The sequence below is a fragment of the Rhodococcus sp. ARC_M5 genome (assembly GCF_022810405.1).
Classification (GTDB): domain Bacteria; phylum Actinomycetota; class Actinomycetes; order Mycobacteriales; family Mycobacteriaceae; genus Rhodococcoides; species Rhodococcoides navarretei.
The window spans coordinates 51,749-78,207 of the sequence record NZ_JALGQE010000003.1 but is presented as its reverse complement, the minus strand read 5'-3'; the positions used below and the strand labels follow the sequence as shown (position 1 = coordinate 78,207).

27 protein-coding genes are annotated in these 26,459 nt (G+C 64.5%); 11 read left to right on the top strand and 16 right to left on the bottom strand.

Annotation, left to right across the window (positions count from 1 at the left end):
- Positions 1-73: 73 nt before the first annotated feature.
- Both MTX34_RS05850 and MTX34_RS05845 read right to left on the bottom strand, forming a co-directional pair.
- Positions 74-1,570, bottom strand: coding sequence for a 4Fe-4S binding protein (locus MTX34_RS05850; RefSeq protein ID WP_243608759.1), 1,497 nt, complete (start codon positions 1,568-1,570; stop codon positions 74-76).
- 39 nt (positions 1,571-1,609) lie between these two features.
- Complete coding sequence (locus MTX34_RS05845; RefSeq protein ID WP_243593929.1) at positions 1,610-2,515, bottom strand: diiron oxygenase; 906 nt, start codon at positions 2,513-2,515, stop codon at positions 1,610-1,612.
- Between the two features lie 153 nt (positions 2,516-2,668).
- Between MTX34_RS05845 and MTX34_RS25945 the strand changes: the two genes are divergently transcribed.
- The 8 genes from MTX34_RS25945 (at position 2,669) to MTX34_RS05805 (ending at position 10,843) form a co-directional block, all read left to right on the top strand.
- On the top strand, positions 2,669-4,174 hold the full coding sequence (locus MTX34_RS25945) for an adenylate/guanylate cyclase domain-containing protein (RefSeq protein WP_243608758.1): 1,506 nt from the start codon (positions 2,669-2,671) through the stop codon (positions 4,172-4,174).
- A 135-nt stretch (positions 4,175-4,309) separates the two neighbouring features.
- Positions 4,310-4,975 (top strand): HAD-IA family hydrolase, encoded by a 666-nt coding sequence (locus MTX34_RS05835; protein WP_243608757.1) that lies wholly within the window; start codon positions 4,310-4,312, stop codon positions 4,973-4,975.
- A 29-nt stretch (positions 4,976-5,004) separates the two neighbouring features.
- Positions 5,005-6,216: a sedoheptulose 7-phosphate cyclase gene (locus tag MTX34_RS05830; protein WP_243608756.1), complete on the top strand. Its 1,212-nt coding sequence runs from the start codon at positions 5,005-5,007 to the stop codon at positions 6,214-6,216.
- A 17-nt stretch (positions 6,217-6,233) separates the two neighbouring features.
- Entirely contained in the window at positions 6,234-7,013 is a 780-nt protein-coding gene (locus MTX34_RS05825; RefSeq protein ID WP_243608755.1) for a class I SAM-dependent methyltransferase, read from the top strand.
- On the top strand, positions 7,010-8,296 hold the full coding sequence (locus tag MTX34_RS05820; protein WP_243608754.1) for an ATP-grasp enzyme: 1,287 nt from the start codon (positions 7,010-7,012) through the stop codon (positions 8,294-8,296). Before MTX34_RS05825 ends, MTX34_RS05820 begins: the two co-directional genes overlap by 4 nt.
- Positions 8,296-9,318: a D-alanine--D-alanine ligase gene (locus tag MTX34_RS05815; RefSeq protein WP_243608753.1), complete on the top strand. Its 1,023-nt coding sequence runs from the start codon at positions 8,296-8,298 to the stop codon at positions 9,316-9,318. Before MTX34_RS05820 ends, MTX34_RS05815 begins: the two co-directional genes overlap by 1 nt.
- Positions 9,315-10,067 (top strand): TauD/TfdA family dioxygenase, encoded by a 753-nt coding sequence (locus MTX34_RS05810; RefSeq protein ID WP_243593936.1) that lies wholly within the window; start codon positions 9,315-9,317, stop codon positions 10,065-10,067. Before MTX34_RS05815 ends, MTX34_RS05810 begins: the two co-directional genes overlap by 4 nt.
- A 50-nt stretch (positions 10,068-10,117) precedes the next feature.
- A complete protein-coding gene (locus tag MTX34_RS05805) occupies positions 10,118-10,843 on the top strand; it encodes a YoaK family protein (RefSeq protein ID WP_243593937.1) in 726 nt (241 codons plus the stop codon).
- Here the strand turns inward: MTX34_RS05805 and MTX34_RS05800 are convergent.
- The gene (locus tag MTX34_RS05800; RefSeq protein WP_243593938.1) at positions 10,832-11,476 is read right to left on the bottom strand and encodes a TetR/AcrR family transcriptional regulator; all 645 of its coding nucleotides are present in this window, start codon (positions 11,474-11,476) and stop codon (positions 10,832-10,834) included. The two genes, MTX34_RS05805 and MTX34_RS05800, sit on opposite strands and share 12 nt — an antisense overlap.
- 80 nt (positions 11,477-11,556) lie before the next feature.
- Here MTX34_RS05800 and MTX34_RS05795 point away from each other — a divergent pair, with 80 nt between their 5' ends.
- Complete coding sequence (locus MTX34_RS05795) at positions 11,557-12,489, top strand: DAPG hydrolase family protein (protein WP_243593939.1); 933 nt, start codon at positions 11,557-11,559, stop codon at positions 12,487-12,489.
- Here MTX34_RS05795 and MTX34_RS05790 read toward each other — a convergent pair.
- From MTX34_RS05790 to MTX34_RS05780, 3 genes are all read right to left on the bottom strand, one after another.
- The gene (locus tag MTX34_RS05790; protein WP_243593940.1) at positions 12,486-13,061 is read right to left on the bottom strand and encodes a hypothetical protein; all 576 of its coding nucleotides are present in this window, start codon (positions 13,059-13,061) and stop codon (positions 12,486-12,488) included. The two genes, MTX34_RS05795 and MTX34_RS05790, sit on opposite strands and share 4 nt — an antisense overlap.
- A 28-nt stretch (positions 13,062-13,089) precedes the next feature.
- Positions 13,090-14,025, bottom strand: a complete 936-nt coding sequence (locus tag MTX34_RS05785; protein ID WP_243593941.1) for a pirin family protein — start codon at positions 14,023-14,025, stop codon at positions 13,090-13,092.
- An 82-nt stretch (positions 14,026-14,107) separates the two neighbouring features.
- On the bottom strand, positions 14,108-14,449 hold the full coding sequence (locus MTX34_RS05780; RefSeq protein WP_243593942.1) for a GNAT family N-acetyltransferase: 342 nt from the start codon (positions 14,447-14,449) through the stop codon (positions 14,108-14,110).
- A 216-nt stretch (positions 14,450-14,665) separates the two neighbouring features.
- Between MTX34_RS05780 and MTX34_RS05775 the strand changes: the two genes are divergently transcribed.
- Together MTX34_RS05775 and MTX34_RS05770 are read left to right on the top strand one after the other, a co-directional pair.
- Positions 14,666-15,907, top strand: coding sequence for an acetyl-CoA carboxylase biotin carboxylase subunit family protein (locus MTX34_RS05775; RefSeq protein WP_243593943.1), 1,242 nt, complete (start codon positions 14,666-14,668; stop codon positions 15,905-15,907).
- 41 nt (positions 15,908-15,948) lie between these two features.
- Positions 15,949-17,937 carry a hypothetical protein gene (locus tag MTX34_RS05770; protein WP_243593977.1) on the top strand — a complete coding sequence of 663 codons (1,989 nt, stop codon included), beginning with the start codon at positions 15,949-15,951 and terminating at the stop codon, positions 17,935-17,937.
- 51 nt (positions 17,938-17,988) lie between these two features.
- Here the strand turns inward: MTX34_RS05770 and MTX34_RS05765 are convergent, their stop codons facing one another.
- From MTX34_RS05765 to MTX34_RS05720, 10 genes are all read right to left on the bottom strand, one after another.
- Positions 17,989-18,204: a DUF2945 domain-containing protein gene (locus MTX34_RS05765; RefSeq protein ID WP_243593978.1), complete on the bottom strand. Its 216-nt coding sequence runs from the start codon at positions 18,202-18,204 to the stop codon at positions 17,989-17,991.
- Between the two features lie 60 nt (positions 18,205-18,264).
- The gene (locus MTX34_RS05760) at positions 18,265-19,260 is read right to left on the bottom strand and encodes an alpha/beta hydrolase family protein (RefSeq protein ID WP_243593944.1); all 996 of its coding nucleotides are present in this window, start codon (positions 19,258-19,260) and stop codon (positions 18,265-18,267) included.
- Positions 19,261-19,367: 107 nt separating this feature from the next.
- On the bottom strand, positions 19,368-20,504 hold the full coding sequence (locus MTX34_RS05755; protein WP_243608752.1) for an RNA polymerase sigma factor: 1,137 nt from the start codon (positions 20,502-20,504) through the stop codon (positions 19,368-19,370).
- An 8-nt stretch (positions 20,505-20,512) separates the two neighbouring features.
- Positions 20,513-20,920 carry a YciI family protein gene (locus tag MTX34_RS05750; RefSeq protein ID WP_243593946.1) on the bottom strand — a complete coding sequence of 136 codons (408 nt, stop codon included), beginning with the start codon at positions 20,918-20,920 and terminating at the stop codon, positions 20,513-20,515.
- A 95-nt stretch (positions 20,921-21,015) separates the two neighbouring features.
- Positions 21,016-22,038 (bottom strand): class II fructose-bisphosphate aldolase, encoded by a 1,023-nt coding sequence (fbaA, locus tag MTX34_RS05745; RefSeq protein ID WP_243593947.1) that lies wholly within the window; start codon positions 22,036-22,038, stop codon positions 21,016-21,018.
- A gap of 8 nt (positions 22,039-22,046) precedes the next feature.
- Positions 22,047-23,066 carry a LacI family DNA-binding transcriptional regulator gene (locus tag MTX34_RS05740; RefSeq protein ID WP_243608751.1) on the bottom strand — a complete coding sequence of 340 codons (1,020 nt, stop codon included), beginning with the start codon at positions 23,064-23,066 and terminating at the stop codon, positions 22,047-22,049.
- Positions 23,067-23,120: 54 nt separating this feature from the next.
- Positions 23,121-23,771 carry a nucleoside/nucleotide kinase family protein gene (locus MTX34_RS05735; RefSeq protein ID WP_243593949.1) on the bottom strand — a complete coding sequence of 217 codons (651 nt, stop codon included), beginning with the start codon at positions 23,769-23,771 and terminating at the stop codon, positions 23,121-23,123.
- Complete coding sequence (locus MTX34_RS05730) at positions 23,761-24,699, bottom strand: PfkB family carbohydrate kinase (RefSeq protein ID WP_243593950.1); 939 nt, start codon at positions 24,697-24,699, stop codon at positions 23,761-23,763. Before MTX34_RS05730 ends, MTX34_RS05735 begins: the two co-directional genes overlap by 11 nt.
- A complete protein-coding gene (locus MTX34_RS05725; RefSeq protein ID WP_243593951.1) occupies positions 24,680-25,462 on the bottom strand; it encodes an ATP-binding cassette domain-containing protein in 783 nt (260 codons plus the stop codon). The genes MTX34_RS05730 and MTX34_RS05725 overlap by 20 nt, the downstream gene beginning before the upstream one ends.
- Positions 25,459-26,448 carry an ABC transporter permease gene (locus MTX34_RS05720; RefSeq protein WP_243593952.1) on the bottom strand — a complete coding sequence of 330 codons (990 nt, stop codon included), beginning with the start codon at positions 26,446-26,448 and terminating at the stop codon, positions 25,459-25,461. Before MTX34_RS05720 ends, MTX34_RS05725 begins: the two co-directional genes overlap by 4 nt.
- Between the last annotated feature and the right edge of the window lie 11 nt (positions 26,449-26,459).

Here is a 26,459-nt window from a genome sequence, read left to right as displayed (position 1 = left end):
CGCCGTGCGTACGAATCGGTCAGACTCGAATGAGACTGCTACACAAGGTGAACAGAACAGGCGTCACCAGCGGTCAACGCGCTCGCGAGACTCGATCACCGAGAGCGGCGCTCACTTTGCCGTACCAGCCGAGCGGACGCGCCGGGCCTCGCGTCGGGACGTCCGCGAGCAACGCCTCGGCGGTTTCCTCCGCGTCGATCTTGTTGTCGCCGATACCGCCGGTGGCCCCTCGCTTGGCCCATCCGACGACGTAACACCCGGGAACGGGAGTGCCGTCGGCGGCGGTGATTCGACCGCCCTCGTTGCGAACGGTGCCGGTGATGTCGTCGAACGGGATGCCCGGCGACGGGGTTCCGCGATAACCGATGGCGAGCAGTACCAACTCGGTAGACAGTTCGACGGCGGCGTCGCCGACACCGACCTCGATGGACTCCACCGAGCCCTGCCCGTGCAGGACAGACGGTGCGCGCCCGAACGCGAAGACGATGCGACGCCCCGGCGCGCGAGAGCCGAGATCAACGCGCGGGGCTCCTGCCAGCGCAGAGGCCGAGGACGAGAGCGGCAGTCTGTCGATGGCGTCGACGATTCCGTCCGGTCCTGCCACGACTACGTCGACGTCCGGGCGATCGACCAGAGCCTTGCACTCGGAGCGCGTGAACGCCGCGAACTCCGGGCCACGGCGGGCGAGGACGACTACCTCGCTCACTCTGTTTCGACGCAGCTCGGCCAAGGCATGGGGCGCGATCTCGGTCCCGTCGAGCTGGTTCGGGTCGGCAGTGAGGATACGAGCCGCGTCGAGGGCGACGTTGCCGTTTCCGATGATGGTGACGCGGTCGACGCCGGTGAGATCGATCGCGTCGGCGGGAACGTCGGGATGGCCGGTGTACCAACCCACCAGGGTGCGCGCGCTGACGGATCCATCGAGGTCGATGCCGGGAATCTCGAGGGCTCGGTCCTTGTCGGCACCGACGGCGTAGACGACCGAGTCGAACTTTCGGGCCAGTTCGACGTGATCGACGTCTTTACCGACCTCGACGCCGAGCTTCATCGTCACTCGTGGATGCACGAAGATCCCGCGGAAGTGCTCGCTGATGCGTCGGGTACCGAGGTGATCGGGAGCGACACCGAACCGGGCCAGGCCACCCGCTACGGGCAACCGGTCGTAGAACGTGACGGTGGTGCCGGGCACTCGCAGCAGCGCCTGGGCGGTGTAGCAGGCGGCCGGTCCGGTCCCGACGATGGCGATGTCGATCGGCGGCAGATCGTTGACCGTTGCCACCGGGAACCGAGGCGCGCCCCACTCCGCCACAGCCGGCTTGTCCTTGTAGTAGTCGGCATTGATGTCGGCGTAGATCTGCTGGTCGGGCGTCAATCGCGAGACGCGAGTGATGGCGTCCACCGGGCACGCGTCGGCGCAGGCCCCACAGTCGATGCACGAGCGAGGATCGATGTAGAGCAACTCCGTCTTACCGAAATCCGGCTCGTCGGGCGTGGGATGAATGCAGTTGACCGGGCACACCGACAGGCATGATGCGTCGTTGCAACAGTTCTGCGTGATCGCGAACGGCATGGGTTTCTCAGATGTCCTTCACGGCCTCGAAAAGAGTGGTCAGAGCATGTGCAGACGACGGTAGATCATCTCGGCCGGCTTGGTGACCAAACCGCAGTCGAGAAGAAATGCCATCAGGTGCTCGCTCGAGGTGCGCATCATCGTGTGGTGGTGGGCGTTGTTCTTCGCTTCCTTCACCGCACGGTCGACATCGAGGCCCGCTGCTGCGTAGACCTCCTTGTTGACCATGTTGGACACGATCATGCGAGCGGCGATCGCGACGACGAGCGCACTGGCCTTGCGGCGCGCCGGGCTCTTCTCGGCGATCTCCTCACGCATCTGTGCGCGTGCGAACGTCATGTGCCGCGATTCCTCGACGACGTGGATCTTGCTGGTGGTACGCACCAGCGGCAACACGTTCTCGCCGCGCATCCAGTCGCGCTGCATGACATCGAGCACTTCTTCGGCGACGAGGATGCCACCGTAGGCGACCTCGGCGGAGGCAAGAGCCTTGAAGCCACGGCCGAGCTCGATGCTCGACCGGCGCGGCAGGTAGGCCTTGATGCCCATCTTCTGGCAGGCGCGAGCGAACATGATCGAGTGACGGCACTCGTCGGCGATCTCGGTGAGCGCGAACTGGAAGTCCGAGTTGGACGAGTCCTTGCAGTACTGATCGCGCAGGACCATCTGCTGCAGGATCATCTCGAACCAGATGCCGGTGCTCATGATCGAGCAGACCTCGTGGCGGGTGAGCGTGATGCGCTGCTCCTCGCTCATCTCGTCCCACAGCTTCGTGCCGTAGAGGGTGCTCCACTCCGGGTTGAGTCCGTAGAGGGAGGGATCCAGATCGGCCTCCCAGTCGACCTCCTCGGACGGGTCGTACGACAGCTGGGCGGCGGAATCGAGCAAACGAGCGGAAACGTCTTCGGGCTCGAGGACGTCGTTCCTGGAGAGTGTGCTGGTCATCGCCGTCGTTCCTTTCATCGTCGAACAGGAGTGGTTAACTGTTACGGAGATTACCAGGTACTTGCCGACACAGATAGTCACTTGCGCGGAAAATCCTCGATTCTTTTTTTCGGGCACCTAGAGTGCGAGCGACCAGAGAACGGAGATTCACCGGTGATCGCAGCTCTACGGTCCGCCCTCGACCGCACACCCATGCGTCTGTACGCGGTGGGAATGGTGTCGGCCAACGCCATCGGTGCCGTCATCGTGTTCGTGCTGGCGCGCTTCATCCTGCCGCTGCCGGTCGGTTCGGAAGAGATCCTCTCCGACCGCAACTACCTGGCGTTCTTCGTGTATCTGCCGGTTGCGATCGGCATCGGCATCGCGCTCGGACTCCGCGTCGCAGCACCTCTGGTGCGGTGGCTGCACACCGGCGGTATGCCCTCGGACGAGACCGCGATCGCCGTCGTCCGACTGCCTCTGCGCCAACTCGGCGTCCATGTCCTGCTGTGGGCGCTCGGCGTCGCAGTGTTCGTCGCAGTCAATGCATCGGCCGGCGCTGCGCTGTCGATCATCGTGGCGATAGCCGTCAGCTTCGGCGGGTTGGCCACCTGCTCACTGGGCTATCTGGTGGCCGAGCGCACTCTCCGGCCGATCACCGCGGCTGTGATGGAGGTCAGTGCGGTCACCGACGCGGCCGCACTCGGTGTTCGGCTTCGCGTCGTCCTGATCTGGGTCTTGAGTACGGCCATTCCCATCCTCGGACTGGGCCTCATCGGACTCGGCAGACTGATCGATACCGTCATTCCCCCGGACGTGGACCTGTCTCCCGCGATGGTCTCGCTGTCGGCCATCGCCCTCGTCGTCGGTTTCGGCGGCATGTTTCTCGTCGGTCGTTCCGTATCCGATCCGCTGCAGCAGGTGAGCTCGGCCATGCAGCGCGTCGAGGCCGGAGCCACCGACACCCGTGTGGACGTCTACGACGCCTCCGAGATCGGCAGACTGCAGAACGGGTTCAACAAGATGGTCGTCGGACTCGACGAACGTGAGCGGCTCCGCTCACTGTTCGGTCGCCACGTCGGCCAGGACGTTGCTCAACGCGCACTCGCGAGCGCACCCCGCCTCGGCGGCGAGAACCGGACGGTGGCGGTTCTGTTCATCGATCTGGTGGGTTCGACGGCGCTGGCCGAACGTGAATCGGCCGAGACCGTGGTGGATCTGCTCAATCGATTCTTTGCGGTCGTCGTCGAGCACGGCGAACGCGGCGGCGGATTCGTCAACAAGTTCGAGGGCGACGCGGCGCTGCTCATCTTCGGCGCTCCGGTCGATCACCCGGATCCGGCGACCGCCGCACTGCGCACCGCGCGCACCCTGGCGGCCGCACTCGCCACCGACGGCGACTACGAGATAGGCATCGGAGTCACGTACGGAACGGTCATCGCAGGCAACATCGGCGCCGAGTCTCGTTTCGAGTACACCGTCATCGGCGACACCGTGAACCAGGCCGCCCGGCTCACCGATCTGGCGAAGGACGACCCGAACACCGACGTGCTCACGTCGTCGATCGTGCTCGATCACGCATCCCCTGACGAACGCTCGTATTGGAAGACGGGCGAGACGGTCACACTGCGCGGCCGCTCGACACCGACCACTCTGGCCGCACCCGTGCGTCACCGCTGACGTCCGACCGTTCCGCCGAGAAATTCGAAGGTTTCCAATTCGGTGCCGATGGGGCATACCCCCCGAACCAACTCACCCCATCGCGCATGCGCGAGACGTTGACCGATACAACGTCTCTCGCTCCGAAAGGCATCCATGTCCGCAATTCTGTTCGGCTCGATCAGCACTCTCGTCGACACGTCCGAACTGCAGCGCCGCTCGTTCAACGAGGCGTTCGCTGCACACGACCTGAACTGGAACTGGTCTCGCGAGGACTACCGCGCCATGCTCGGATCCAACGGTGGTGCCGACCGCATCAGTGAGTACGCGTCCGAGACCGGCACCGAGGTGGACGCAGCCGCCGTGCACGCCACCAAGTCCGAGATCTTCCAGCGTCTGATCGGCGAATCCGACGTCGAGACCAGGCCCGGCGTGGCCGACACGATCGACTCGGCCAAGGCCAACGGCCTCAAGGTCGGCTTCGTGACGACGACCTCGCGCGAGAACATCGACGCGCTGCTGGCCGCTCTGTCTCCCGAGCTGACCGCAGATTCGTTCGACATCATCGTCGATGCGACCTCGGTCGAGCCAGGAAAGCCCGATCCCGCCTCGTACGAATACGCCTTGAAGACGCTGGGAGAGAACGCGTCCGACAGCGTGGCCATCGAGGACAACGCAGGCGGCGTCCAGGCAGCAGCAGCCGCGGGTATCACCTGCGTTGCATTCCCCAACGAGAACACCGCGGGCACCGAATTCGGCTCCGCCACCGAGACGGTCGATGCACTCGATCCCGAGCGCCTCCGAGCTCTGCTCTCAGTCTGACCTTCCATCCAATCCTCCAGGAGTAACCAGTGAGCAATCTTCAGGCCCAGGTCGTTGCCGGGGACAGGTCGTTTCGTGTCGAAGGATACGAGCGGATCGAATACGACCTGATCTATGTCGACGGGATGTTCGCACTCGAGAACACCGAATTGGCCGACAGCTACCGGCCGTACGGTCGCGCGCTGATGGTCGTCGACGAATCGGTCCACGAGATCTACGGCGACCGGATCAGCGCGTATTTCGATCACCACGACATCGCCCTCACGGTCGTTCCGGTTCAGATTGCGGAGACCGCGAAGTCGCTGGAGACATTCGAGCGCATCGTGGGAGAGTTCGATGCGTTCGGCCTGGTCCGCACCGAGCCGGTACTGGTGGTGGGCGGCGGACTCACCACGGACGTAGCAGGTTTCGCGTGCGCCAGTTACCGTCGCAACACTCCGTACATTCGCATTCCCACCACACTGATCGGCCTGATCGACGCGAGCGTCTCCATCAAGGTGGCCGTCAACTACGGAAAGCACAAGAACCGCCTCGGTGCGTACCACGCGTCGCAGAAGGTGCTGCTGGACTTCTCTTTCCTCGGCACACTGCCCGAGGATCAGGTGCGCAACGGCATGGCCGAGCTGATCAAGATCTCCGTCGTCGGCAATCTGGAGATCTTCGAGATGCTGGAACAGTACGGACCGGAACTACTGCGAACCCGATTCGGTCATCTCGACGGAACAGCGGAATTGCGTTCGGTCGCAGACAGACTGACCTACTCGGCGATCGCCACCATGCTCGAACTGGAGGCTCCCAATCTGCACGAGATCGATCTCGATCGCGTCATCGCGTTCGGCCACACGTGGAGCCCCACACTCGAACTGACCCCGCCCGCACCGTTCTTCCACGGCCACGCGATCAACATCGACATGGCTCTGTCCACGACCGTCGCCGAGCAACGCGGACACCTGTCCACGGCCGACCGCGATCGAGTGCTCGGAGTGATGTCGAGCATCGGCCTCGCTCTGGACAGCCCCTACCTGACACCCGAATTGCTGTCCGAGGCAACGGCATCGATCCTCAAGACTCGCGACGGTATTCTGCGTGCCGCGGTGCCGGATCCGATCGGTACGTGCCGCTTCCTCAACGACCTCGACGCCGCCGAGCTGGCCGACGTCCTGACGCTGCACAAGAAGATCTGTCTGGACTTCCCTCGGGCAGGCGAGGGCCTCGACATGTTCACCGCACCGACGCCGTGACGAAGGCCCCGCGACCGGTGACCCCGACGACCATTCTGGCGCGTGAGCTGAGCGAGATAGCCGCTCTGCTCGACGCCGGTGCCGGGGTCACCGACGAGCTGACCACCCGTGTTCATCGAGCCCGCGATCTCGCTGTGGGACTCGACCCGTATCTCGACACCTGCACCACCTCCCAATCCGCAGCGCTGGCGACGCTGGCATCGCGGACCCGCACCGAGGACTGGAGATCACGCGACATCGTCTCCGGCTCGGGGCCCCTGGAGATGGAGATGCTCTCCGGCCACGTGGAGGGACGCTTCCTTGCGTTTCTCGTGCACATGACCCGAGCGAAGCGGGTGCTCGAGATCGGTATGTTCACGGGCTACTCGGCTTTGGCGATGGCCGAGGCCCTGCCCGCGGGCGGCGAGGTCGTCGCGTGCGAGGTGGATCCGTACGTGGCCGAGTTCGCGCAGTCCTGCTTCGCGGAATCGCCTGCGGGCGCGTCCATCACGGTGGAAGTGGGTCCGGCGCTGGACACCCTGCGCCGGCTCGACGGGAAATTCGACCTGGTCTTCATCGACGCCGACAAGACCGGATACCGGGCGTACGTGGAGTACCTGCTCGGCAGCGAGCTGCTGGCCGAGAACGCCGTGATCGCTGTCGACAACACCCTGCTGCAGGGCCAGCCGTACAGCGAACAGCCCACCGAGAACGGTCGCGCCGTCGCCGAGTTCAACGACTACGTGGCGAACGACCCCCGCGTGGAGCAGGTACTGCTTCCTCTGCGCGACGGCGTGACGCTGATCCGTCGAACATGATTCGTACCCTTGCCGCGCTCGCCGGCCTCGCGGTCACCATCCCCGCCGATCTCGTGGCGGCGGGGGTGGCTGTCGTTCGCGGTGGCCGACCGGCCACGCGCCGATCCGATTCACCCAGAACGGTCCTGATCAGCGGCGGCAAGATGACCAAGGCCCTGCAGCTCGCACGGTCCTTCCACCTCGCCGGGCATCGCGTCGTCCTGGTGGAATCGGCCAAGTACCGTTTTACCGGCCATCGGTTCTCGCGAGCAGTCGACCGATTCCACTGCATTCCCGAGCCCACCGAATCCGGTTACGCCCGAGCGCTTCTGGATGTGGTTCTTCGCGAGGGCGTCGACGTCTTCGTCCCCGTCGCAAGCCCCGCTGCGAGCATTCACGATGCCGACGCACGAGCACTCCTCGATCCACACTGCGAGGTGATTCACGGCGACGGCGACACGGTTCGCATGCTCGACGACAAATCGCGATTCTCCGAGCACGCTGCAGCACTGGGACTACGCGTTCCCGATTGGCAGCGCATCACCGACGTGCAGCAGATCGAGAAGTTCGACTTCCCACCGGGCCGCGAGTACATCCTCAAGCGCATCTCCTACAACCCGGTCGGCCGAATGGACCTCACCCGCCTGACCCGCGAGACCCCGGCCGAGAATCTGCGGTTCGCACAGGGTCTCGGAATCTCCGAGGACGATCCGTGGATCCTCCAGCAGTTCGTTCCCGGCCAGGAGTACTGCACTCACGGGACCGTTCGTGGCGGGCAGTTGCAGGTGTACGGCTGCTGCGAATCGTCGGCGTTCCAGGTCAACTACGAGATGGTGGACAAGCCCGAGATCCTGCGCTGGGTGGACACTTTCGTCTCCTCGCTCGACGTCACCGGCCAGCTCTCGTTCGACTTCATCGAGTCCGCCGCCGACGGCCACATCTACGCCATCGAATGCAACCCCCGCACCCATTCGGCCATCACGATGTTCTACGACCATCCCGACCTGGCTGCCGCGTACCTCGACGACGGTCATCCGGTGATCGTCCCGCGCCCGACGGCCCGACCGACGTACTGGATCTACCACGAATTGTGGCGTCTGATCACCGAGTCCGATCGGAAGGCTCGGCTGCGCAGCATCTTCCGTGGCACGGACGCCATCCTGACGGGATGGGATCCTCTGCCGTACCTGCTGGTGCACCACCTCCAGATTCCGTCACTGCTGGTGCGCAACCTGCTGATGCGCCGAGGGTGGTCTCGCATCGACTTCAACATCGGCAAGCTCGTGGAGAACGGAGGCGATTGATGACCGTGTCGGTCCTGGTACTCGTCGGATCCTCGGTGGACGAGTTCCACTGCGATCTGTCTCGGGTGTACGCGGGCGGCTTTCTCGACGCGTTCGGTGGTGATCCCGCCTACCGGTTCGAGGTCGCGTTCGTCTCCCCCGGCGGACTCTGGAGTTTCCCCGGCGGCATCGATGCCGCCAGTGTGGCTGCGGCGCACCAGATGTCGTTGACGCAGGCAGTGGAGGTCATATCGTCGTGGCACTTCGACGTCATGGTGCCGCAGATGTTCTGCCTACCCGGCATGACGACGTATCGCAGCCTGTTCGACCTGCTGGGCGTGCCGTATGTGGGCAACGGTCCTGACGTGATGGCGATGACGGCGGACAAAGCTCGTGCCCGAGCCGTCGTCGCCGCGGCCGGGGTCGCGGTTCCCGACGGCGTTGTGGTGCGATGCGGCGAGAACGTCGAGGTCGATCTGCCGGTCGTGGTCAAACCCGTGGACTCGGACAATTCGATGGGCGTCACGCTCGTTCGCGAATCCGACCGTCTGACAAGCGCAGTGAGTGAGGCGCTGACGTATTCGAGCGCGGCGCTGGTGGAGTCGTACATCGAACTCGGCCGCGAAGTCCGCTGCGGCATCATCGAACGAGGCGGTGAACTGATCTGTCTTCCCCTGGAGGAGTATGCCGTCGAGTCGATACGCACCAGCGCCGACAAGTTGAATCGCACCTCGAACGGAGATCTGTACCTGGTCGCGAAGGAGCAGACCAAGGCGTGGATGGTGGACGTCTCCGATCCGATCACCGAGAAGGTCTGGGCCGCAGCACGATCGTGCTACCGAGCCCTGGGTTGCCGGCACTACGGACTCTTCGACTTTCGCATCGACCCCGACGGTGAACCGTGGTTTCTCGAAGCCGGTCTCTACTGCTCGTACTCCCCGTCCAGTGTGCTCGCTGTGATGGCCTCGGCAGCCGGGATCGCCGTCGACGAATTGTTCGCACACTCGCTCGACGAACTGTTGGTGAAGGAGTTGTCCTCATGACGCTGGGAATCGAGATCGACGACCTGGACGTGGGCTCGGCCGCGGTCGACGAACTACGAATGCTGTTGGCCGAACACGGCGTACTGATCCTGCGGCGGCAGTCTGTGGACGACGAGCACTTTCTCGCGTTCCTGCGCCGATTCGGCGACATGATGTTCACCGAGGGCGAGACGCCGGTGCCGGGATTCCCCGACCTGAACGTCATCAGCAACGTCGGCCGAACGACACCTCCGAAATCGACCTTTCACGTGGACACCACCTACGTTCCGAATCCACCTGCGTACACCGCCTTACGCGCGGTGGAGGTACCGCGGGCCGGTGGCAGCACATTGTTCAGCGACCAGTACGCGGCCTACGACACGTTGCCCGACGACCGAAAAGCGCACTTGGCCGGACGCATGGTGACGCATCGTGTGACCGGGGTGGCGTCGGACACCGATTCCTCCGCCGAACATCCCTTGTTCGCAGTGCATCCCGTGTCCGGGCGTACCGCATTGGCCCTGTCTGCGCCCGCGCGGTGCGTGGCGATCAGCGGAATGTCCGCCGACGAGGCGCAGGAGACGATTCGATACCTCTTCGAGCACTCCACGCACGAGGACAACCTGCTGCGGCACTCGTGGGCACCCGACGACGTGGTGATGTGGGACAACAGATGTGTGATGCATCGAGCCGATCACAGCGCGGTGGTAGGAAACAGGGTGATGCACCGCGGAATGGTGGCCGTCGAGGAATCGACGTCGGTTATGTGACCGACAACTCAAAGTATTGCCGGTTCGCCTCAGCCCAGGAGAATCGAGTCATGACTTCCCCATTGACGATCAGCCGCGAGACAGCCGTCGGTGCCGAAGCTCGTCTGTCCTGGATTCTGTCCGGGCTTGCCGGGATGGTGGGCGCAGTCGCCTTCCTGCACTCCGCCGGCTACTTCGTTACCTTCATGACCGGCAACACCGAACGTGCCGTCGTCGGGCACTTCGGGCATCCCGAGGGCAAGGAGGTCACCCCGGGAGCCTCACCCATTGCGGCTCTGGCACTCATGGGCTCTTTCCTGGCCGGCGTGGTCGTCTCCTCCATCTGCCGTCGTCGCTACTGGTCGAACCATCCGCACGGGGCAACCGTGCTGACCACCGTCGCGCTCGCAGCGGCAGGATCGATCGACATCGCCATCTCCGGTTGGTCGTCGGCGACCGTGAACTTCTACCCGATCCTGTTGGTGGCGTTCGCCCTCGGTGCGTTGAACACCGCCTTCACGAAGAAGGAAGAGACGTACATTCCGCTCAGCTACGTCACCGGCACGTTGGTCAAACTCGGCCAGGGTATCGAGCGGCACCTGTTCGGCGGCGGGACGCGCTACGACTGGCTCTGCTACACAGCACTTCTCGGATCGTTCGCACTGGGTGGCGCGATCGGTGCCTTCATCGGCGTCGTCATCACCGGCCCGCAGGTATTGCTCCTGACCGCGCTGATCAGCTTCGGCGCAACGATCTTCACGTTCACCCACACCGAGCGTCGGTCGCTACTGGGGTGATGTCCGCCCGTCCTGTGCCCGATCGGCAATCAGCGGCGAGTTCACCACGATCGTGCGCAGCATCTGCTCCACGAAAGACCGGGGCAGGCGAGACCCGATGAGCACTTGCCGCTGAATCAGACCCTCGATCATCACCACCAGAGTTTCTGCTTCCGACTGTGGGTCCTCGGAGTCGAGTGCGGCGACGATCCACTGGGTGTAGGTGACGAAGGCACCGCGCTGAGTGTCGAACAGCTCGCGAACCTCGGCGTCGTGCTGCGCCTCGCCCAGCATGATGCTGCGAGCGATCACTCGTTTTGCGGCCTCGCCGGTCGTCATCGCCTCGATGAAGTCGACGATCCGAGCCACCACGACGTCCACGGTCAGCGGTTTGACATCGACGAGACTGCCGAAGGTCGCTCCGGCGATCTCGAAGTCGCGAGCGAACAACTGGCCGAGAGCCAGGTGCAGCAGCCGACTTCGAGTGGGCGCGTGGTAGTTGACCGACCCGGGCCCCAGTCCCGCGGCCGCGTCCACCGCGCGGTGGGTCAGGCCACGGAAACCTTTGGTGGCCAGCACCTCGATCGCTGCCGTCGCGATCTCGTCGCGCCGCCGCACTCGTGATTCGTCGTCCTTGGGGTGTGCCGGACTCATACCGCGCAGTGTAGTGCCCGGCCATTGACAGCCGACGATTCTGCACATTATCCTCAACTTCTGTTGAGAGTGGTGGATGAGTGAGCAGAGGACCGACCCGACGCCAGATCATCATGGGAGCAGCAGCCGCGGCCACCGCAGCCGTCGTCGGTCCGGTCGCCACGGCCGCAGCGTCTCCCACGACCGGTTCGAGTACCGGGTGCGGCGAGCGCTATCAGGGCTATCGCGACACCGACAGAGAACGGCCCTATGCACGGTTCATGGCGCAGCGAACCACTCCCGCACAGGAAGCCGTCACCGAGGCCTACGCCGGACCTGCACTCGCGCCCGACTCGGTTCCCGAATTCGACTCGATCACAACAGATCTCGCACCCACCGGCTACTCCGCGGTCGAGACCGGATACGGCCGACGCGCGGACGGAGTGACATTCGTGGCGGTCCGTACGGTGATGCCACGCGTGACGGCGGCCATGTGGGACTGGTGGTTCGGCTGGCATTCCACCGAGGCCGCGCGCTACAAACTGTGGCATCCCGATGCCCATCTGTATGCCGCGCTGGCCGACGATCGAACTGCACTCGACATACCCGACAAGGCCAAATACATCGGCAACACGACCTTCGTGGACGAATACGTCGGGCCGAAGCTGCAGCAGTTGGGTATCGGCTTTCGCGATCCGATTGCGCACGGCTTCGACGTTCCCGCAGACCAGACGATCGTGTTCGGCAGAGTAGGCAGCTCCATCGCACCGGTGGACCTGGGCTGGTTGGCCCACCAGGTCCGACCCGTCGCCGGCGGTGCCGAGATGCGGAGCCGTTTCCACCTGAACCTGCGAGGACTGCGCGTGCCGGACGTGAAGCAGGCCGCGTGCGCCGTCCAACGCGGCGCGTCGGTGGACCCCACCGACCTCGTACTCGGGCTCGATCTCGCCCGAGAACTGATGCTGCACTGCGGGCAGGAGATGAACCACCTCGCGGGCTTCCTGCCGGAGTTGTACGCCGAGTTCGGGAGCTAGTGCCCCAGAAAGACCTTCGCCAAGACGATCAGTGCCGCAACCGCCGCGGTGGCCAACCCACCCAGAAATGCGCGGAAGGTCAACGAGTTCCCACGAATTCGCTCCGTGACCATCTGAATAGTGGCGATGCGCACCACGATGACGACACCGGCCAGCAGCTCCGACCACTGGCCAGGAAGCACCGACAACCAACCGAGGGCCAGCATCAGTGCAGGGACGGTACCGGAACTCAGGATGGGGACTGCATCACGAAGTTCCTCGACGGCTTCGAACGTGCGTTGCTCGTCGGTCGCATCACCGTGCGCTTCGGGAATCTGACTGCTTGCGACGAAATCCGCGAACACGTGCGCCAGAAAAGTCGTCACCGCAGTGCCCAGAACCAGCACAACAGCCGTTCCGTGCTCGATCGAACCGGGCGTCGACGCCGCGACCGCCGCGAGGACCAGAATGTTCCCGTAGACGTAGGCCGAAAGCCTCCTGGCCGCCCGCGCGGGCTCGAGCGGACCGTCCGCGCGGGTGACCAATCGGCGATACAGCCGTGTTCTACGAATACGGGGTTCTGCGTCGCTCATGCGGGAGATCGTCGCACGGCCGAGACGATCACTCGACGGGAACTCCGAGCCGGCCGGCCTGGTAGTCCTCGAACGCCTGCAGCACCTCGGACTTGGTGTTCATCACGAACGGGCCTGCCATCGCGACGGGTTCCCGAATCGGCTTGCCACCGAGAACGAACACCTCCAGCGACTCCCCCACCGCCGACGCGGACATCTCGATCGTGTCGCCGCGGCCGAACAACGCCGTCTGTCCCATCCGTATCGGATGCTTCTCGGCACCCACCGTTCCCTCGCCCGCGAGAACGTAGATGAGTGCGTTGAATTCACGATTCCACGGCAGCGTCAACTCCGCGCCCGGTGCGATCGTGCTGTGCGAGAGCGCTATCGGAGTGTATGTGGACCCAGGTCCCTGCAGACCCGCGATCTCACCGGCGATGACGCGCACCAAGGCACCGCCGTCGGGACTCGACGCCAACGCCACCTTGCTCCCGGTGATGTCCTGATAACGCGGGTGCGCCATCTTGTTCTCGCGCGGCAGATTTACCCAGAGCTGCACACCGTGGAACAGCCCGCCGGACAGCACCAGATACTCCGGCGGGGCCTCGATGTGCAGAATGCCACCACCCGCCGTCATCCACTGGGTGTCGCCACCGCTGATGATTCCGCCGCCGCCGTGAGAGTCCTTGTGCTCCATGATGCCGTCGATCATGTAGGTGACCGTCTCGAATCCGCGGTGCGGATGCCACGGCGTTCCCTTCGGCTCACCGGGCGCGTAATTCACCTCACCCATCTGATCCATGTGAATGAACGGGTCGAGGGACGTCATGTCCAGTCCGGCGAACGCTCGACGGACCGGAAAGCCCTCACCCTCGTAGCCCGTCGGTGCCGTCGTGACGGACCGAACCGGCCGAGGGACCGCGGTGGCGTCGGGCATGGGGATTCGGGGCAACTCGAGAATGTTGTCGACCGTCACTGCAGGCATCATCGTCCCTTTCGGCAATGTAGTTGACTGTGCAACTACTGTACCGAGTCCAACGGGACGAGCGCCGACCGTATTCCCGTGTTCAGCCCTGTCGGTCGGCCAGCCACTGCCGGATCTCGTCGGTGGGCTGCTCCACGCTGTCCTCGTACTCCGAATGTTTGCCCACGAAGGCCGCAACCAGTTCGCAGATCGGAACGATTCGCCTGGCGTCTGCGCGGGTGGCGTCGAGCGCCTCCTGCACCAGAATCGTTGCCAGACCACGTCCGCCGTAGGCCGCGTCGACCTCGGTGTGGAAGAAGATGCGTCTGCCGTGTTCGTCGTCGACGAACTCGGTGAACCCGACCTGTGCGCCGTCCACCGACACGGTGAAACGGTCCGCCTGTTCGGAGATCTCGACCTCGGCACCGGTTTTGTCGACCGTCATCCGTCCTCCTCGCTCGTCGTGGGCGCGAACCGCACCTCACCGTTCACGATCGTGCACGATCTGCGGATATCTGTCGATCGTGAACAGTACTGAACACCTGCGTACGGCGGGTTCGAGATCGACCGTCACACACAGCGGTGCCGAGCAGCCGATAGCGCCTCTGTACGGTGGAGCGAAGGACCTCGACCGATGAATCATCGAAGGGAAAGGAACTTCATGGCGCAGCCAGACAGGCTGGAGAAGGACCCGAACAAGGGTTTCGTGGCTCTGCTGGGGTGGAGTTTGGCCGCAGTGGAAGCACTGGACAAGTTCGACCGGCGCTACGTCGTCGTCGCGCCCGAGTGGGCCGAGGCGTACTGCACCGAGCACGACATTCCCTACCTACCGTGGAATTTCGAGCGACTCAACGACAGATCGCTGGAGATCGCCGAAACTCTGCAGGCCAAGGGTGTGGACGTCGCGATCCCGCTCTACGAGGAGACGGTCGAGTGGGCCGGTGCCATCAATTCTGTACTTCTCGACAACCCGCGACTGTTCGGGCAGGCAATGCTGCTGCGCGACAAGTCCTTGATGAAGCGTCGCGCTCAGCTCGGCGGAATCCGCGTCGGCATCTTCGAGGAGGCGCACGACCGCGAGGACGTCATCCGATTCCTCAAGCGGGTGAACCAGACCCTGCTCAAGCTCGACGGCGATCCGAACGATCCCATCCATGTCAAGGCATTCGACAAAGCAGGCTGCCTCGGCCACCGCGTCATTCGCACTCCGGACGAGGTCGACTCCATTCCCGACGAGGAATTCCCGGCACTGATGGAATCGCACCTCGACGGCTGGGAGTTCGCCGTGGAAGCGTGGATCCACAACGGCAAGATCAAGTTCCTCAACATCTCCGAGTACGTGACCCTCGGATACTCGGTGTTCGTTCCCGCGACGCCGGAACTCGAGAAGTACCGCGAGCAGATCACGGTGCAGATCGAGAAGCTGATCAAGACCTTCGACATCGAGTTCGGGTTCATTCACCCGGAGTACTTCGTCACCAGTGACGGTGAAATGTACTTCGGTGAAGTGGCTTACCGCCCACCGGGTTTCAAGGTGTTCGAGCTCCTCGAGCGGGCCTACGGATTCAACGCCTACCAGGGCCTGGCGTTGGCGTTCGATCCGAAGACCACCGAGGAGGAAATCGACGCCTTCTTCCCGCGGGAGGTTGTCGATGCCACCGGTGTCGCCGGATGTTTCGGCGTCTACCCCCGACGCCGCGTCGTGAGCCAACTGCAGATTCCGGAGGAGACGACCGGGCACGACTACTACGAGACCAACGACCTGTCGGCACCCGTCGAGGAAACCGTCACCAAGAGAACGGCATTCGGTACCCACTGGGGACTGCTGTACTTCTTCGGCGAGGATACCTACGTCATGCGTGACCTGCTGAAGCATCAGGAAGAACTGGACTTCTACGTGTGAGGCAACAACTCGGGAACGACACCGACCCGCCGTCGCAGACGATGGATGAGCCCGCACCGGTCGACAAGGCTCTGGCGTCGCGGCTGGCGCAACTCGACCATGCGACGCATGCCTTGGCCGATGCACCTGAGTTCAGCAAGAGCACGAAGGTGCGACGAGTTCTCGACGCCTTGCATCGAGTGTTGTTGCAAACCGGGGGTTGTCACGCAATTCGTGAGCGCGCTGCGACGCTGGAGAAGGCCGGGCTGTTCGCCGGCACGGACTGGGCCCAGCCGGACATTCTCGTCCCGGGATTCGTCGGACCCAGTTTGCGCAGCGGGAACGACGACACCGTGGTGCTCGAGGCGACGAGCGAATTGCGCATGGTCGCGATCGTCGCGGGCGAGTACGACCACTCGGCGGTGACTGCCGAGGACGCGCGCCGGTTCCTGTCACAGGTGCTTGCGCTCAATCTCGACGTGCTGTTCACACCGCCGTCGGAATCGGAGCGAGTTCGCCTGGGGCGCACCGCACATCTGATTCGCGATCTGTTCGGGTACATCGCGCAGCAGATCGGGTACGACAGTGTGCTCGACGAGTTGCTCGAGGAGATCTGGCGAATACTGCGCCAGCGTCCGATCCAGGTGGACACCATCAAAGCGATGGTCACCCGTATCGCGATCTATCGCGACGATCCGACCGTCGACCTCGGTACTTCCGGGCAGGGCTTGGATCGACTGATCACAGCCCTGTTCGGTACCACCGATGCGTGCCGGGAGGATCCGGGCGTCGAGGTGTACCGATCGCGGCTCGAGGCGATGGATGTCGAGGCGCTGCAGTTCGAGGCTCGCGGTTTTGCGCGCGCGATGCACGACACCGGTCTGGTGTCGCCGTACCACGCGACGCTGACGCAGTACCTCGTCGATCACTACTCGTACGTCCTTCCCGAGGCACTGGGTCTGTCCGATACCGGCCGGACCTGCCTGACGCGATATCCGGAACTGGTCCATCGCCTCATCGAGGAGACGGTGTTCCCCGAAACTGCGCAGTGCCTCTACGGACTGGCGTTGCTCCTCGATCGCGGGATTCTGCATCAGCCGCCGATCGTGCCGTCACTGTGGCGCCAGATGTCGCTGAAACTCGCTCCGGCAGTGCGGGAACGACTGATCACCACGTTCGGGCCGGTCCCCGCACCCGAGTCGCGCTTGCTCGGTGGTTTGCTCTCGATGCTCGGGCAACCGCTCGGCGTCGGCCAGGGCGACAACCCGACGTGTCAATCCGCGCGAGCGTTGTCGATGTGGGCCTACAACGATCCCGATTACCTCCTGCAGATGGTGGTGTGGGCGGCGCGTGACGAGGAGATCGTCATGCACTTCGAGGGCCAGTCGATCTCGTCGACCGAGAGCGTGAGCGGCGTCGCCACGTCCGATCCGGTCGATCTCGACCCCACGTCGCTGCTGCTGGTTCCGCACCTCGATCGCATCTACGCCGAGATGGTCCGGCGGTGCGCCGACCGTCCGGGCGATCCGCACCGCTGGGTCAACCCGGAGTTCCACGGCTGGTGGTCAGCACGCGAGTTCCATATCGACGTCGATGTCGCGACCGGTAATCTCGTCGACCTGGACGCATTCCTGCGCCAGTTCTATGCGGCGTACCACCCCGAGTACAACGGCCACCAACCGTTGATCCACCCGCAGCCGGCGGGTGTGGCCGTAACCGACAGTGCGGCACGGTATGTGGGCTGGCACGCCATCACGATCCTGCGCGTGACCACAGACCCCGACGGCGTGATGCGGGTGTACTTCTTCAACCCGAACAACGACAGCGGGCAGGACTGGGGCGACGGCGTCGTGGTGGGAACGGCGGGCAACGGCGAACGCGCAGGGGAAGGTTCGCTGCCGTTCGACCAGTTCGCGTCACGGCTCTACATATTCCATACGGATCCGCTGGAGAACGGCGAGCCGGAGCGAATTCCCGCCGAGGACATCGAGCGAATTCGGGGATACATCGAACGGAGCTGGGGCGCAGAGCGTTCGGTGCCTCAGGCCTGAGAAGACGCTGCGCCCCGAGTCCAAGACTCGGGGCGCAGCGAACTTCGATCGTCAGTTCTTCTTGTCGAGCGACTCCGGCTTGTGCACCGCGTCCTTGCCCGACTTGTCGCTCTCGACGCGATACTGCGGTTCGTCCTTCGAGGCCTTCACGGTTCGGCCTGCAGCTTCGGTCTCGGAGGTGATCTTCTCCACCACCTCACCCTCGGTCGTGGTGCCGTGGGTCTGCCATTCGACCTTGTCGCCCTTGTGCAGTTCGTCCTTCGACATGTACGTGGTCCCTTCGTCGGTGCTGTCCACGGACGCGTACCCGCGACGGTCTCGGTGCAATCACCTGGTTCCGAGAGCCGGTGCCAGAGTGGTGAACCAGGCCTCGCGCAACTGATCCTCGAACAACGGCCAGGTGTGTGCGCCCTCCCCACGCATGGACACCGTCGCCGGCACGTCGGCTCGGCGCAGGGCGTCGACGAAGATCGACGTGCAATGGTTGACCATCGCTTCGACCGCCATTCCCCCGAACGGCGGGATCGCGCCCTCGGGAATGCGATCCACCGGTCCGGGTAGTCCACGGGACGAGCTGACATAGACCGCGGTGCCGCGTAGCCGCTCGACGTTGAGCGACGGGTCGTGATCCCGCCATCCCTGGCTTCCCGGCAGACCCCACATGTTGAAGGGGTTGTTGAGCCCGCCGGCGATCATCGCCGAGATCCCAGCAGTGGCAAGCGGGTTGGACGGGGCCGGGCATCCACTGAACGACGCGGCCGCGTCGAACACGTCCGGAGCCTGGATCGCCAGGTCGAGGGCGGGCCCACCACTCATCGACAGCCCGGCGACGCCGCGCCTACCGGTGGATCCGTAGGCCGCGTCGACGGCGGCAGGCAATTCGCGGCTGAGGTAGGTCTGCCACATGTTGCTGCCGAGCACCGGATCCGTAGTCTGCCAATCGGTGTAGAAACTGAAGCGCCCGCCGATGGGCGCGACGACCGTGACGTTCTTGTCCAGAAAGAACTGTTCGACGCCGGAGTTGTTGAGCCACCCCACGCCGTCCTCGTTGCCGAGCGCGCCGTTGAGCAGTACCAGAGTGGGCGCTGGTCCACCGTCGGGCGAATGCAGCACCTCATTGGAGATGACCCGATTCATGGACGGGGAGAACACGTTCAGCACCGCGCGGGTGGCCGACACCTGATGGATACCGATGGCTCCCGCAGCCGCATCGGCCGATCCCGAGTTGCCGGGCAACGCCTGCGCCGACGTTCCGGTCATCAGCATCGCCGCCACCGCAAGGACCGTCACCACCGAGGCCGAGCGACTCTGTTTGTTCCTCATCTGTCCCATTGGCAACTTCAGCACCATACGAGGGTTGCACGAATTCAGCTTTCGATCGCTAACGATCGGATTACGAAACCGATCGGTCCGTTGGTTGGTCGCAGGTCTCAGCTGGCCCTGATCCGCGCGGCCTGCAGCGTCAGATGGTGCCGCTCGGGAATCGACGACGCCTTCTCCGCCGCCTGCGCGTACAACTCGGCGGCACGCAGCAGATCACCCGACTTCTCGCACAGATACGCGGCCGCCGCCGTGTGCCGCGGGACGGCCGGATCGACCTCGCCCAGTGCCTCGAGCCCCGCCGCCGGACCGTCGGCTTCCCCGATCGCCACCGCTCGATTGAGTCGCACGACGGAGCTGTCGGTGAGAGCGAGCAACTCGTCGTACCACTCGACTATCTGCAGCCAGTCGGTCTCCTCCACAGTCGTCGCATCGGCGTGCAGGGCGGCGATGGCCGCCTGAGCCTGAAACTCGCCCAACCGATCCTGCGCGAGCGCTGCCTGCAGAATCCACACTCCCTTCGCTATCAGCGTTGTGTCCCAACGAGATCGGTCCTGCTCGGCGAGAGGGATGATGTGGCCGTCGGATCCGGTCCTCGCCGAGCGCCGCGCGTGATGCAGCAACATCAGCGCCAACAGTCCGGCCGTTTCCTCGTCCTCGGACAGCGTCGACAACTGCCGAGTCAAGCGGATCGCCTCCGCCGCAAGGTCGACGTCCCCGGTGTACCCCTCGTTGAAGACGAGATACAGCACCCGCCGCACCGTCCCGACATCACCGGGCGCGTCGAAACGCACGTCGCGCACTGTGCGTTTGGCTCGGCTGATGCGTTGCGCCATGGTCTTCTCCGGCACCAGATACGCCTGCGCGATCTGCCGTGTCGTCAATCCCCCGACGGCACGCAGCGTCAGTGCCACCGCTGCCGCCGGACCGAGCGAGGGATGCGCGCACAGGAAGAACAACTGCAACGTGTCGTCGACGCCGCCCACACTGCCGGGATCCGGTTGGGCAGCGACTCGATACTCGCGGGCTCGTCGCGCCTTCTCGGAGCGCTGCGCGTCCAGAAACTTTCGCCACGCGACGGTCACCAGCCAACCCTTCGGATCGGTCGGCACTCGGTCGACCCATGTGGAGGTCGCCTCGAGCATCGCCTCCTGTACGGCGTCCTCGGCCGACGCGAAGTCTGCTCCGCGGTGGACGAGGACGCCGATCACCGCGGGTGTCGATGCCCGCAGCACCTGGGGGTCCATGGCGATCGTCAGTCGGCGATGGTGGGAGGAGCCTCCATGAACGGACGCAGTTCGAGCCATTCGTGAATCGGTTGGCCGCCTGCTCCCGGCGCGGCCGACAGCTGTCCGGCGAGCTCGAGCGCCCGCTCGTAGCTCTCGACGTCGATGATCATCCAGCCTGCGATGAGATCCTTCGTCTCGGCGAACGGACCGTCGGTGACCGGTGGCTTGCCCTCACCGCCGGAGCTCACCCAGGTCCCCTCGGGAGCCAGGGCCTGAGCGTCGACGAACTCTCCGGTGGCTTCGAGTTCGGCGGCGAAATCCTGCATGAACTGAATGTGGGCGTGCACCTCCGCAGGCGTCCACCGGTCCATCGGGACGCTGTTGATCGGCTCAGGAGCGCCGCGGTAATGCTTGAGCATGAGGTACTTGGCCATGATGTCTCCTGACGTTCGATGCGGCCATTCTTGCCGCATTCGACCCTGGGACGGAACCGGTCCGCAGATTTCGACACGTTCGGCGCAAAAAGTTCTCAGCGCATCGTGCGACCCGCCGAACCGAGCATCTGCGTGGCCTCGACCACCCGAGCTGCCATGGCCGTCTCGGCGGGCTTGCCCCAGGAGCGGGGGTCGTACGCCTTCTTGTTTCCGTACTCGCCATCGACTTTGAGGACCTGATCGTATTTGCTGATCATGTGTCCGGCGATCGATCTGGTGAAGGCGTATTGAGTGTCGGTGTCGATGTTCATCTTGATCACCCCGCTGGCGACAGCGGAGGCGATGTCCTCTGCGCTGGAACCCGATCCGCCGTGGAACACCAGATCGAAGGGCTTGTCCTTACCGGTCTCGGCTCCGACGACGGACTGGATCTCGTCGAGGATCTCGGGTCGCAGATGTACCGAGTCGGGGTTGTAGACGCCGTGGACGTTGCCGAAGGTCAGAGCCGTCATGTAGCGACCGCGCTCCCCCGCACCGAGCGCGGCAATCGTGGCGCGAGCGTCGTCGACCGTCGAGTACAGCTGTTCGTTGATCTCGTGTGACACCCCGTCTTCCTCGCCGCCGATCACTCCCACTTCGATCTCCAGAATGGTGTTCGCCTCCACCGACAGGTCGAGCAACTCGCGCGCGATCCGCAGGTTCTCGTCCAGCGGCACCGCCGAGCCGTCCCACATGTGCGATTGGTACAGCGGTTCCAGTCCTCGGCCGCGGCGTTCGATCGCGTCGGCCAGCAATGGCCGGACCCAGTCGTCGAGGTTCTCGGCGGGGCAGTGATCGGTGTGCAGTGCCACCGAGATCGAATAGTGTTGCGCCACTTCGTGGGCGTACTGCGCGAGCGCCTTGGAGCCGGCGAAGCGGTTCTGCACCGCATTGCCGGACAGGTAGAGCGCGGTACCGACCGACACCTGAATGATGCCGTCGCTCTCGGCTTCGGCGAATCCCTGAAGCGCAGCGTTGAGTGTCTGCGAGCCGGTGACATTGATCGACGGGTACGCGAACCCGCCTTCCTTGGCGCGGTCCAGCATGGCTTTGTACTGCTCCGGACTGGCAATCGGCATGAGCTGTCCTATCTTCGGGGTGCGACCGGCTTGTCTGCTGCCGTACAGCCGCAGGAATTTCGATGGGTGAAGGTGGTCGGTACACGGATGGATCGAGGCGCGTCCTCGTGTCCCTCGATACGCCGTAGCACGAGGTCGGCTGCGGTTCGGCCGATCGTCTGCACGTCCTGAGCGGCCGCTGTGAGCCGGGGCTCGAACAGGTCCGACCACTCGAAGTCGTCGTAGCACACGAAGGCGAGATCTGCGGGGATCGACAAGCCAAGGCCACGAACGGCTTTCAGCGATCCGATCGTCATCGAGTTGTTCATCGACACCAGAGCCGACGGCCGATGCGGACCGGACATCAGCTCGCGCACCCGGGACTCGGCCACCTCGACGTTGGACCGCCCGTCGACGACCAACCGGAGGTCCAGCTCGATACCTCGATCGGCCAGTGCACGGGCATAGCCGTCGAATCGTTCTGTCGTCGAGGAGATTCCCTCGATGCCGCGGACGATCGCGATGCGTCGATGGCCGGAATCGAGGAGATGGGCGGTGAGCTCGTACGCCGACGCGTCGTTCTCCGGGCCGACCTGATCGCACGGCACGTCGAGCATTCGGTCGATCAACACCAGAGGCGTTCCGCTGCGGACGATCTCCGGGATCGTGGAGACTTCCGATCCAGCCGCGGGCGCGAGAATCATACCGTCGACCTGGCGGTCCAACAGCGAGTCCGTCACCCTCCGCTCGGACTGCGGCTCGTCGTGCGAATCGCCGAGAATCAACACGTATCCGGCCTCGGACAACCGACGCTCGACGGCATGGACGAGGCTGCCGAAGTACGGGTTCGTCAACGCGGCGATGGACAGTCCCACGGTGTGAGTTCGGCCCGCCGCGAGCGATCGAGCAACGACGTTGCGACGGTATCCGATCTCGAGAATCGCCGCGTCGACGCGTTGCCGGGTGGCGGGATTGACGTTGCGTGTTCCGTTGAGCACGTGCGAGACGGTCGAAACCGACACCCCTGCCAGGCGAGCGACGTCATCCATCGTGGGCATATCAGTCGGCCCAGCGCTGTCGTGTCTCGAGGCTCTGCGGAATCGTCATGTCAGCCGCAGGATTCGGTCGGCGCGGCGCGCAGTCGACCCGATCAGTTCCGCGTTGCGTTCGTCCGAGCCGAGTGCCCAGAACTCCGCGTCCTCGTGCGATTTTCCGTACGCCTCGTGCCGGGCCACCAGACGCTCGTGCCGAACCCTCGTGTGCGGAGCCAAAAACCAGACTTCGTCGATCATCGCCCGTGCCGCGGGCCACGCGTCGGACTCCATCAACAGATAGTTGCCCTCGGTGATGACGAGCGGGACGGTCGACGGCACCGGGATGGCGGACCCGATCGACTCCTCGATCTCGCGCCGAAACCTCGGCGCGTACACCAGGGGGCCGCCCGGCCGCTGATCGTGAACGGCGGCGATCAACCGCGCGTAGCCGTCGTCGTCGAAGGTGTCGTGGGCACCCTTGCGGTCGAGCCGGCCCAGCTCGATCAACACTTCGTTGGCGAGGTGGAATCCGTCCATCGGAACGAGTACCGCGAGTTCCGGCCCGAGCGCGTCGACGAGTTGCTGAGCCACAGTGGACTTCCCGGCACCGGGTGCACCGGTCAGGCCGAGTATGCGCCGCTCACCAGGTACGGCCAGCGTGCGCGCCAACTCCACGAGTTCTTCGAGGGTGGCTTCCTGTACGTCCTGGTCAATGCTCACCGTTGTCGCTTTCGAGTCCGTGGGTAGTCAGGGTGTCAGCGGAAAGTTGGCGTAGCCACACTCGGGGCCCGATCACCGAGCAACGCAGTGCGGCAACGTGAGCCGACCTGTCGATGCGCTCGGCAAGGGAACCCGGCTGCGTGGAGTAGTAGGCATACGCGCCGTGGAACGCATCCCCGGCTCCCAGAGTATCGACTACTGCAACGGGCTCGACGTCGACCGATCCCGATGAGCCGTCGGACCACCATTCGACGGGCTCGCCGCCGTGGGTGGTGACGACGGTCCGAACACCGGATGCAACGAGTGCCGCGGCAGTCGTCGTCGTGTCCGAGGTACCGGGAGCGCGAAAGTCGGCCGAGCACACCATGTCCGTGGCGTGTGGGACCAGCTCGCTCATCACCGGTTTCCAGCGACCGGCGTCCACGACCAACGTGGTAACCCGCGCCGCCGCATGTTCCGCGGCGGCGCAGGCGATCAGGGGGTGGTGCCCGTCGACGAGAACGACGTCGGCACCGGCGACGACGGCCTCGAGATCCGCCGGGGGCGAGGCGTCGGAGTTCACGGCGTCGGCCGAGACGACCGACCGGTCACCGGTCGATTCGATCACCGTCACCGCCGAGACCGGCACCGACCTGGTGGAACCCTCGGCCGCGTCGATCACCCTTACACCGAAGGCCGTCAGGTCGGCCTTGACCAGCGCAGCCACCGGGTCGTCGCCGAGGGCGGTGACGAGCACGGCTGTGCCGCCCAACGCGGCGAAGGTGACGGCCGCGTTGGCGGCCGGACCTCCCGCCGCGACGAACTGGGCGCTCGAGGTGATCTTCTGGTTGGGTGCCGGCGCTGCCGACACTCGATGGATGACGTCGAGTGTCGCCAGGCCGACGAAAACTCCGACCGGACGGGTCGATTCAGCGGCCGGCGCGTTCATCGTCGGTCGGCTCCTCCGCGCCGGTCATGAGCGCGACGACCTCGGACATGGTGCGGTTCTTCGGATTCACGACGCCTGCGCGCTTGCCGAGGCGGTGGATGTGAATTCGATCGGCGACCTCGAACACGTGCGGCATGTCGTGGCTGATGAGCACCACGGGTATGCCCCGGTCGCGGATCGTGCGAATCAGATCGATCACCATGCCCGACTCCCGCACACCCAGTGCGGCCGTCGGCTCGTCCATGATGATCACTCCGCGCCCGAACGCCGCCGCGCGTGCAACTGCCACGCCCTGACGCTGACCACCCGAAAGCGTCTCCACTGCCTGATTGACCGACTTGATGCCGATCTTCAGGTCCTGCAGATGCTTCGACGACTCCTCCCGCATCCTCGGCATGTCCAGACGCCGAAAGATACTGCCGCTGATCCCTTTACGCTTGATCTCGCGTCCCAGATAGACGTTCGAGGCGATGTCGAGCGCCGGTATGACGGCCAGGTCCTGATAGACCGTCTCGATGCCGGCCGCGCGTGCGTCACGGGTGTTCTTGAACGACACCGGCGATCCGTTCATCAGGATCTCGCCCGAGTCGGGAATCACGGCACCGGCCAACGCTTTGATGAGACTGGACTTTCCGGCGCCGTTGTCGCCGATCACCGCCAGTACCTCACCGGCCCGCAACTCGAAATCTGCACCGTTGATGGCCGTCACGCTGCCGTAGGTCTTGACCAGACCACGCGCTTCCAGAGCGAGGGGAGCGTTCACTGTGACCTCCTACGGGCGAATTGATCGACGGCCACCGCGACGATGACCAAAATTCCGGTCGCGATGTTCTGGTAGAGACTGTCGACGCCTGCCTGAGTGAGTCCGTTGCGCAGCACACCGACGATCAGTGTCCCGACCAGAGTGCCGATGACGGTGCCGCGGCCACCGAACAGGCTGGTTCCACCGATGACCACCGCGGTGATCGATTCGAGGTTGGCATTCTGATAGGCATTCGGATCGGCATTGGGGATCCGTCCGAGCGCTGCCCACGCCGCGATCGCCGCGATGACTCCCGTGACGATGTACACCGAGAACAGCACGCGACCGGACTTGATGCCGGAGCGATCCGAGGCCTGCGGGCTACCGCCGACCGCGTAAATATGCCTGCCCCAGGAGGTTTGGGACAATGCGTACCACATCACGGCGTACACCAGCAGCATCACCACCACGCCGTAGGTGGTGGAGAAGCTGCCGATCTTGAACGAGGTACCCAACAACGTCAGAGGTCCGCTCGGCACCTGGTAGGTCTCGGAGCCGGCCAGCAATCTGGTGGCGGCCTGAATAGCGGTGAACGTACCGAGTGTGACGATGAACGGTGGCAGTCGCAGAACCGTCACCAATCCGCCGTTGATCGCGCCGAACGCCACGCACACGGCAAGTGTGGACCCCAGTGCGACCACCGGACCGTTCGCGCCGGCCGACTGCGCCATCACGATGGACCCCATCACCGCCACCGCGCCGATCGACAGATCGATACCGGAGGTGAGGATGATCAGCGTCTGGCCGACGGCCAGGATGCCGACGACCACCGATTGCTGCAGGATCAGAGAAACGTTCTGCGGGTTGAGAAACGAGCTCGAGATCGAGCTGAAGACGATGACGGCGATGAGGAGCGCGGCCATCGGCCCGAGCAGGGGTTCACGCAGGATGGTGCCCACGTTGAACCGGCTCGGAGCCTCGGGCTTTGCGGCGGTATCGGTACTCACGAATCACATCC

Bases quoted from the DNA above. Each gene is read 5' to 3' on its own strand.
- MTX34_RS05850 (WP_243608759.1), bottom strand. From the start codon at position 1,570: ATGCCGTTCGCGATCACGCAGAACTGTTGCAACGACGCATCATGCCTG.
- MTX34_RS05740 (WP_243608751.1), bottom strand. From the start codon at position 23,066: ATGGATGACGTCGCTCGCCTGGCAGGGGTGTCGGTTTCGACCGTCTCG.
- MTX34_RS05750 (WP_243593946.1), bottom strand. From the start codon at position 20,920: ATGGCCAAGTACCTCATGCTCAAGCATTACCGCGGCGCTCCTGAGCCG.
- MTX34_RS05730 (WP_243593950.1), bottom strand. From the start codon at position 24,699: ATGAACGCGCCGGCCGCTGAATCGACCCGTCCGGTCGGAGTTTTCGTC.
- MTX34_RS05800 (WP_243593938.1), bottom strand. From the start codon at position 11,476: ATGAGTCCGGCACACCCCAAGGACGACGAATCACGAGTGCGGCGGCGC.
- MTX34_RS05815 (WP_243608753.1), top strand. From the start codon at position 8,296: ATGACCGTGTCGGTCCTGGTACTCGTCGGATCCTCGGTGGACGAGTTC.
- MTX34_RS05760 (WP_243593944.1), bottom strand. From the start codon at position 19,260: ATGAGGAACAAACAGAGTCGCTCGGCCTCGGTGGTGACGGTCCTTGCG.
- MTX34_RS05790 (WP_243593940.1), bottom strand. From the start codon at position 13,061: ATGAGCGACGCAGAACCCCGTATTCGTAGAACACGGCTGTATCGCCGA.
- MTX34_RS05770 (WP_243593977.1), top strand. From the start codon at position 15,949: ATGGATGAGCCCGCACCGGTCGACAAGGCTCTGGCGTCGCGGCTGGCG.
- MTX34_RS05775 (WP_243593943.1), top strand. From the start codon at position 14,666: ATGGCGCAGCCAGACAGGCTGGAGAAGGACCCGAACAAGGGTTTCGTG.
- MTX34_RS05820 (WP_243608754.1), top strand. From the start codon at position 7,010: ATGATTCGTACCCTTGCCGCGCTCGCCGGCCTCGCGGTCACCATCCCC.
- MTX34_RS05765 (WP_243593978.1), bottom strand. From the start codon at position 18,204: ATGTCGAAGGACGAACTGCACAAGGGCGACAAGGTCGAATGGCAGACC.
- MTX34_RS05780 (WP_243593942.1), bottom strand. From the start codon at position 14,449: ATGACGGTCGACAAAACCGGTGCCGAGGTCGAGATCTCCGAACAGGCG.
- MTX34_RS05810 (WP_243593936.1), top strand. From the start codon at position 9,315: ATGACGCTGGGAATCGAGATCGACGACCTGGACGTGGGCTCGGCCGCG.
- MTX34_RS05835 (WP_243608757.1), top strand. From the start codon at position 4,310: ATGTCCGCAATTCTGTTCGGCTCGATCAGCACTCTCGTCGACACGTCC.
- MTX34_RS05785 (WP_243593941.1), bottom strand. From the start codon at position 14,025: ATGCCTGCAGTGACGGTCGACAACATTCTCGAGTTGCCCCGAATCCCC.
- MTX34_RS05755 (WP_243608752.1), bottom strand. From the start codon at position 20,504: ATGGACCCCCAGGTGCTGCGGGCATCGACACCCGCGGTGATCGGCGTC.
- MTX34_RS05805 (WP_243593937.1), top strand. From the start codon at position 10,118: ATGACTTCCCCATTGACGATCAGCCGCGAGACAGCCGTCGGTGCCGAA.
- MTX34_RS05845 (WP_243593929.1), bottom strand. From the start codon at position 2,515: ATGACCAGCACACTCTCCAGGAACGACGTCCTCGAGCCCGAAGACGTT.
- fbaA (WP_243593947.1), bottom strand. From the start codon at position 22,038: ATGCCGATTGCCAGTCCGGAGCAGTACAAAGCCATGCTGGACCGCGCC.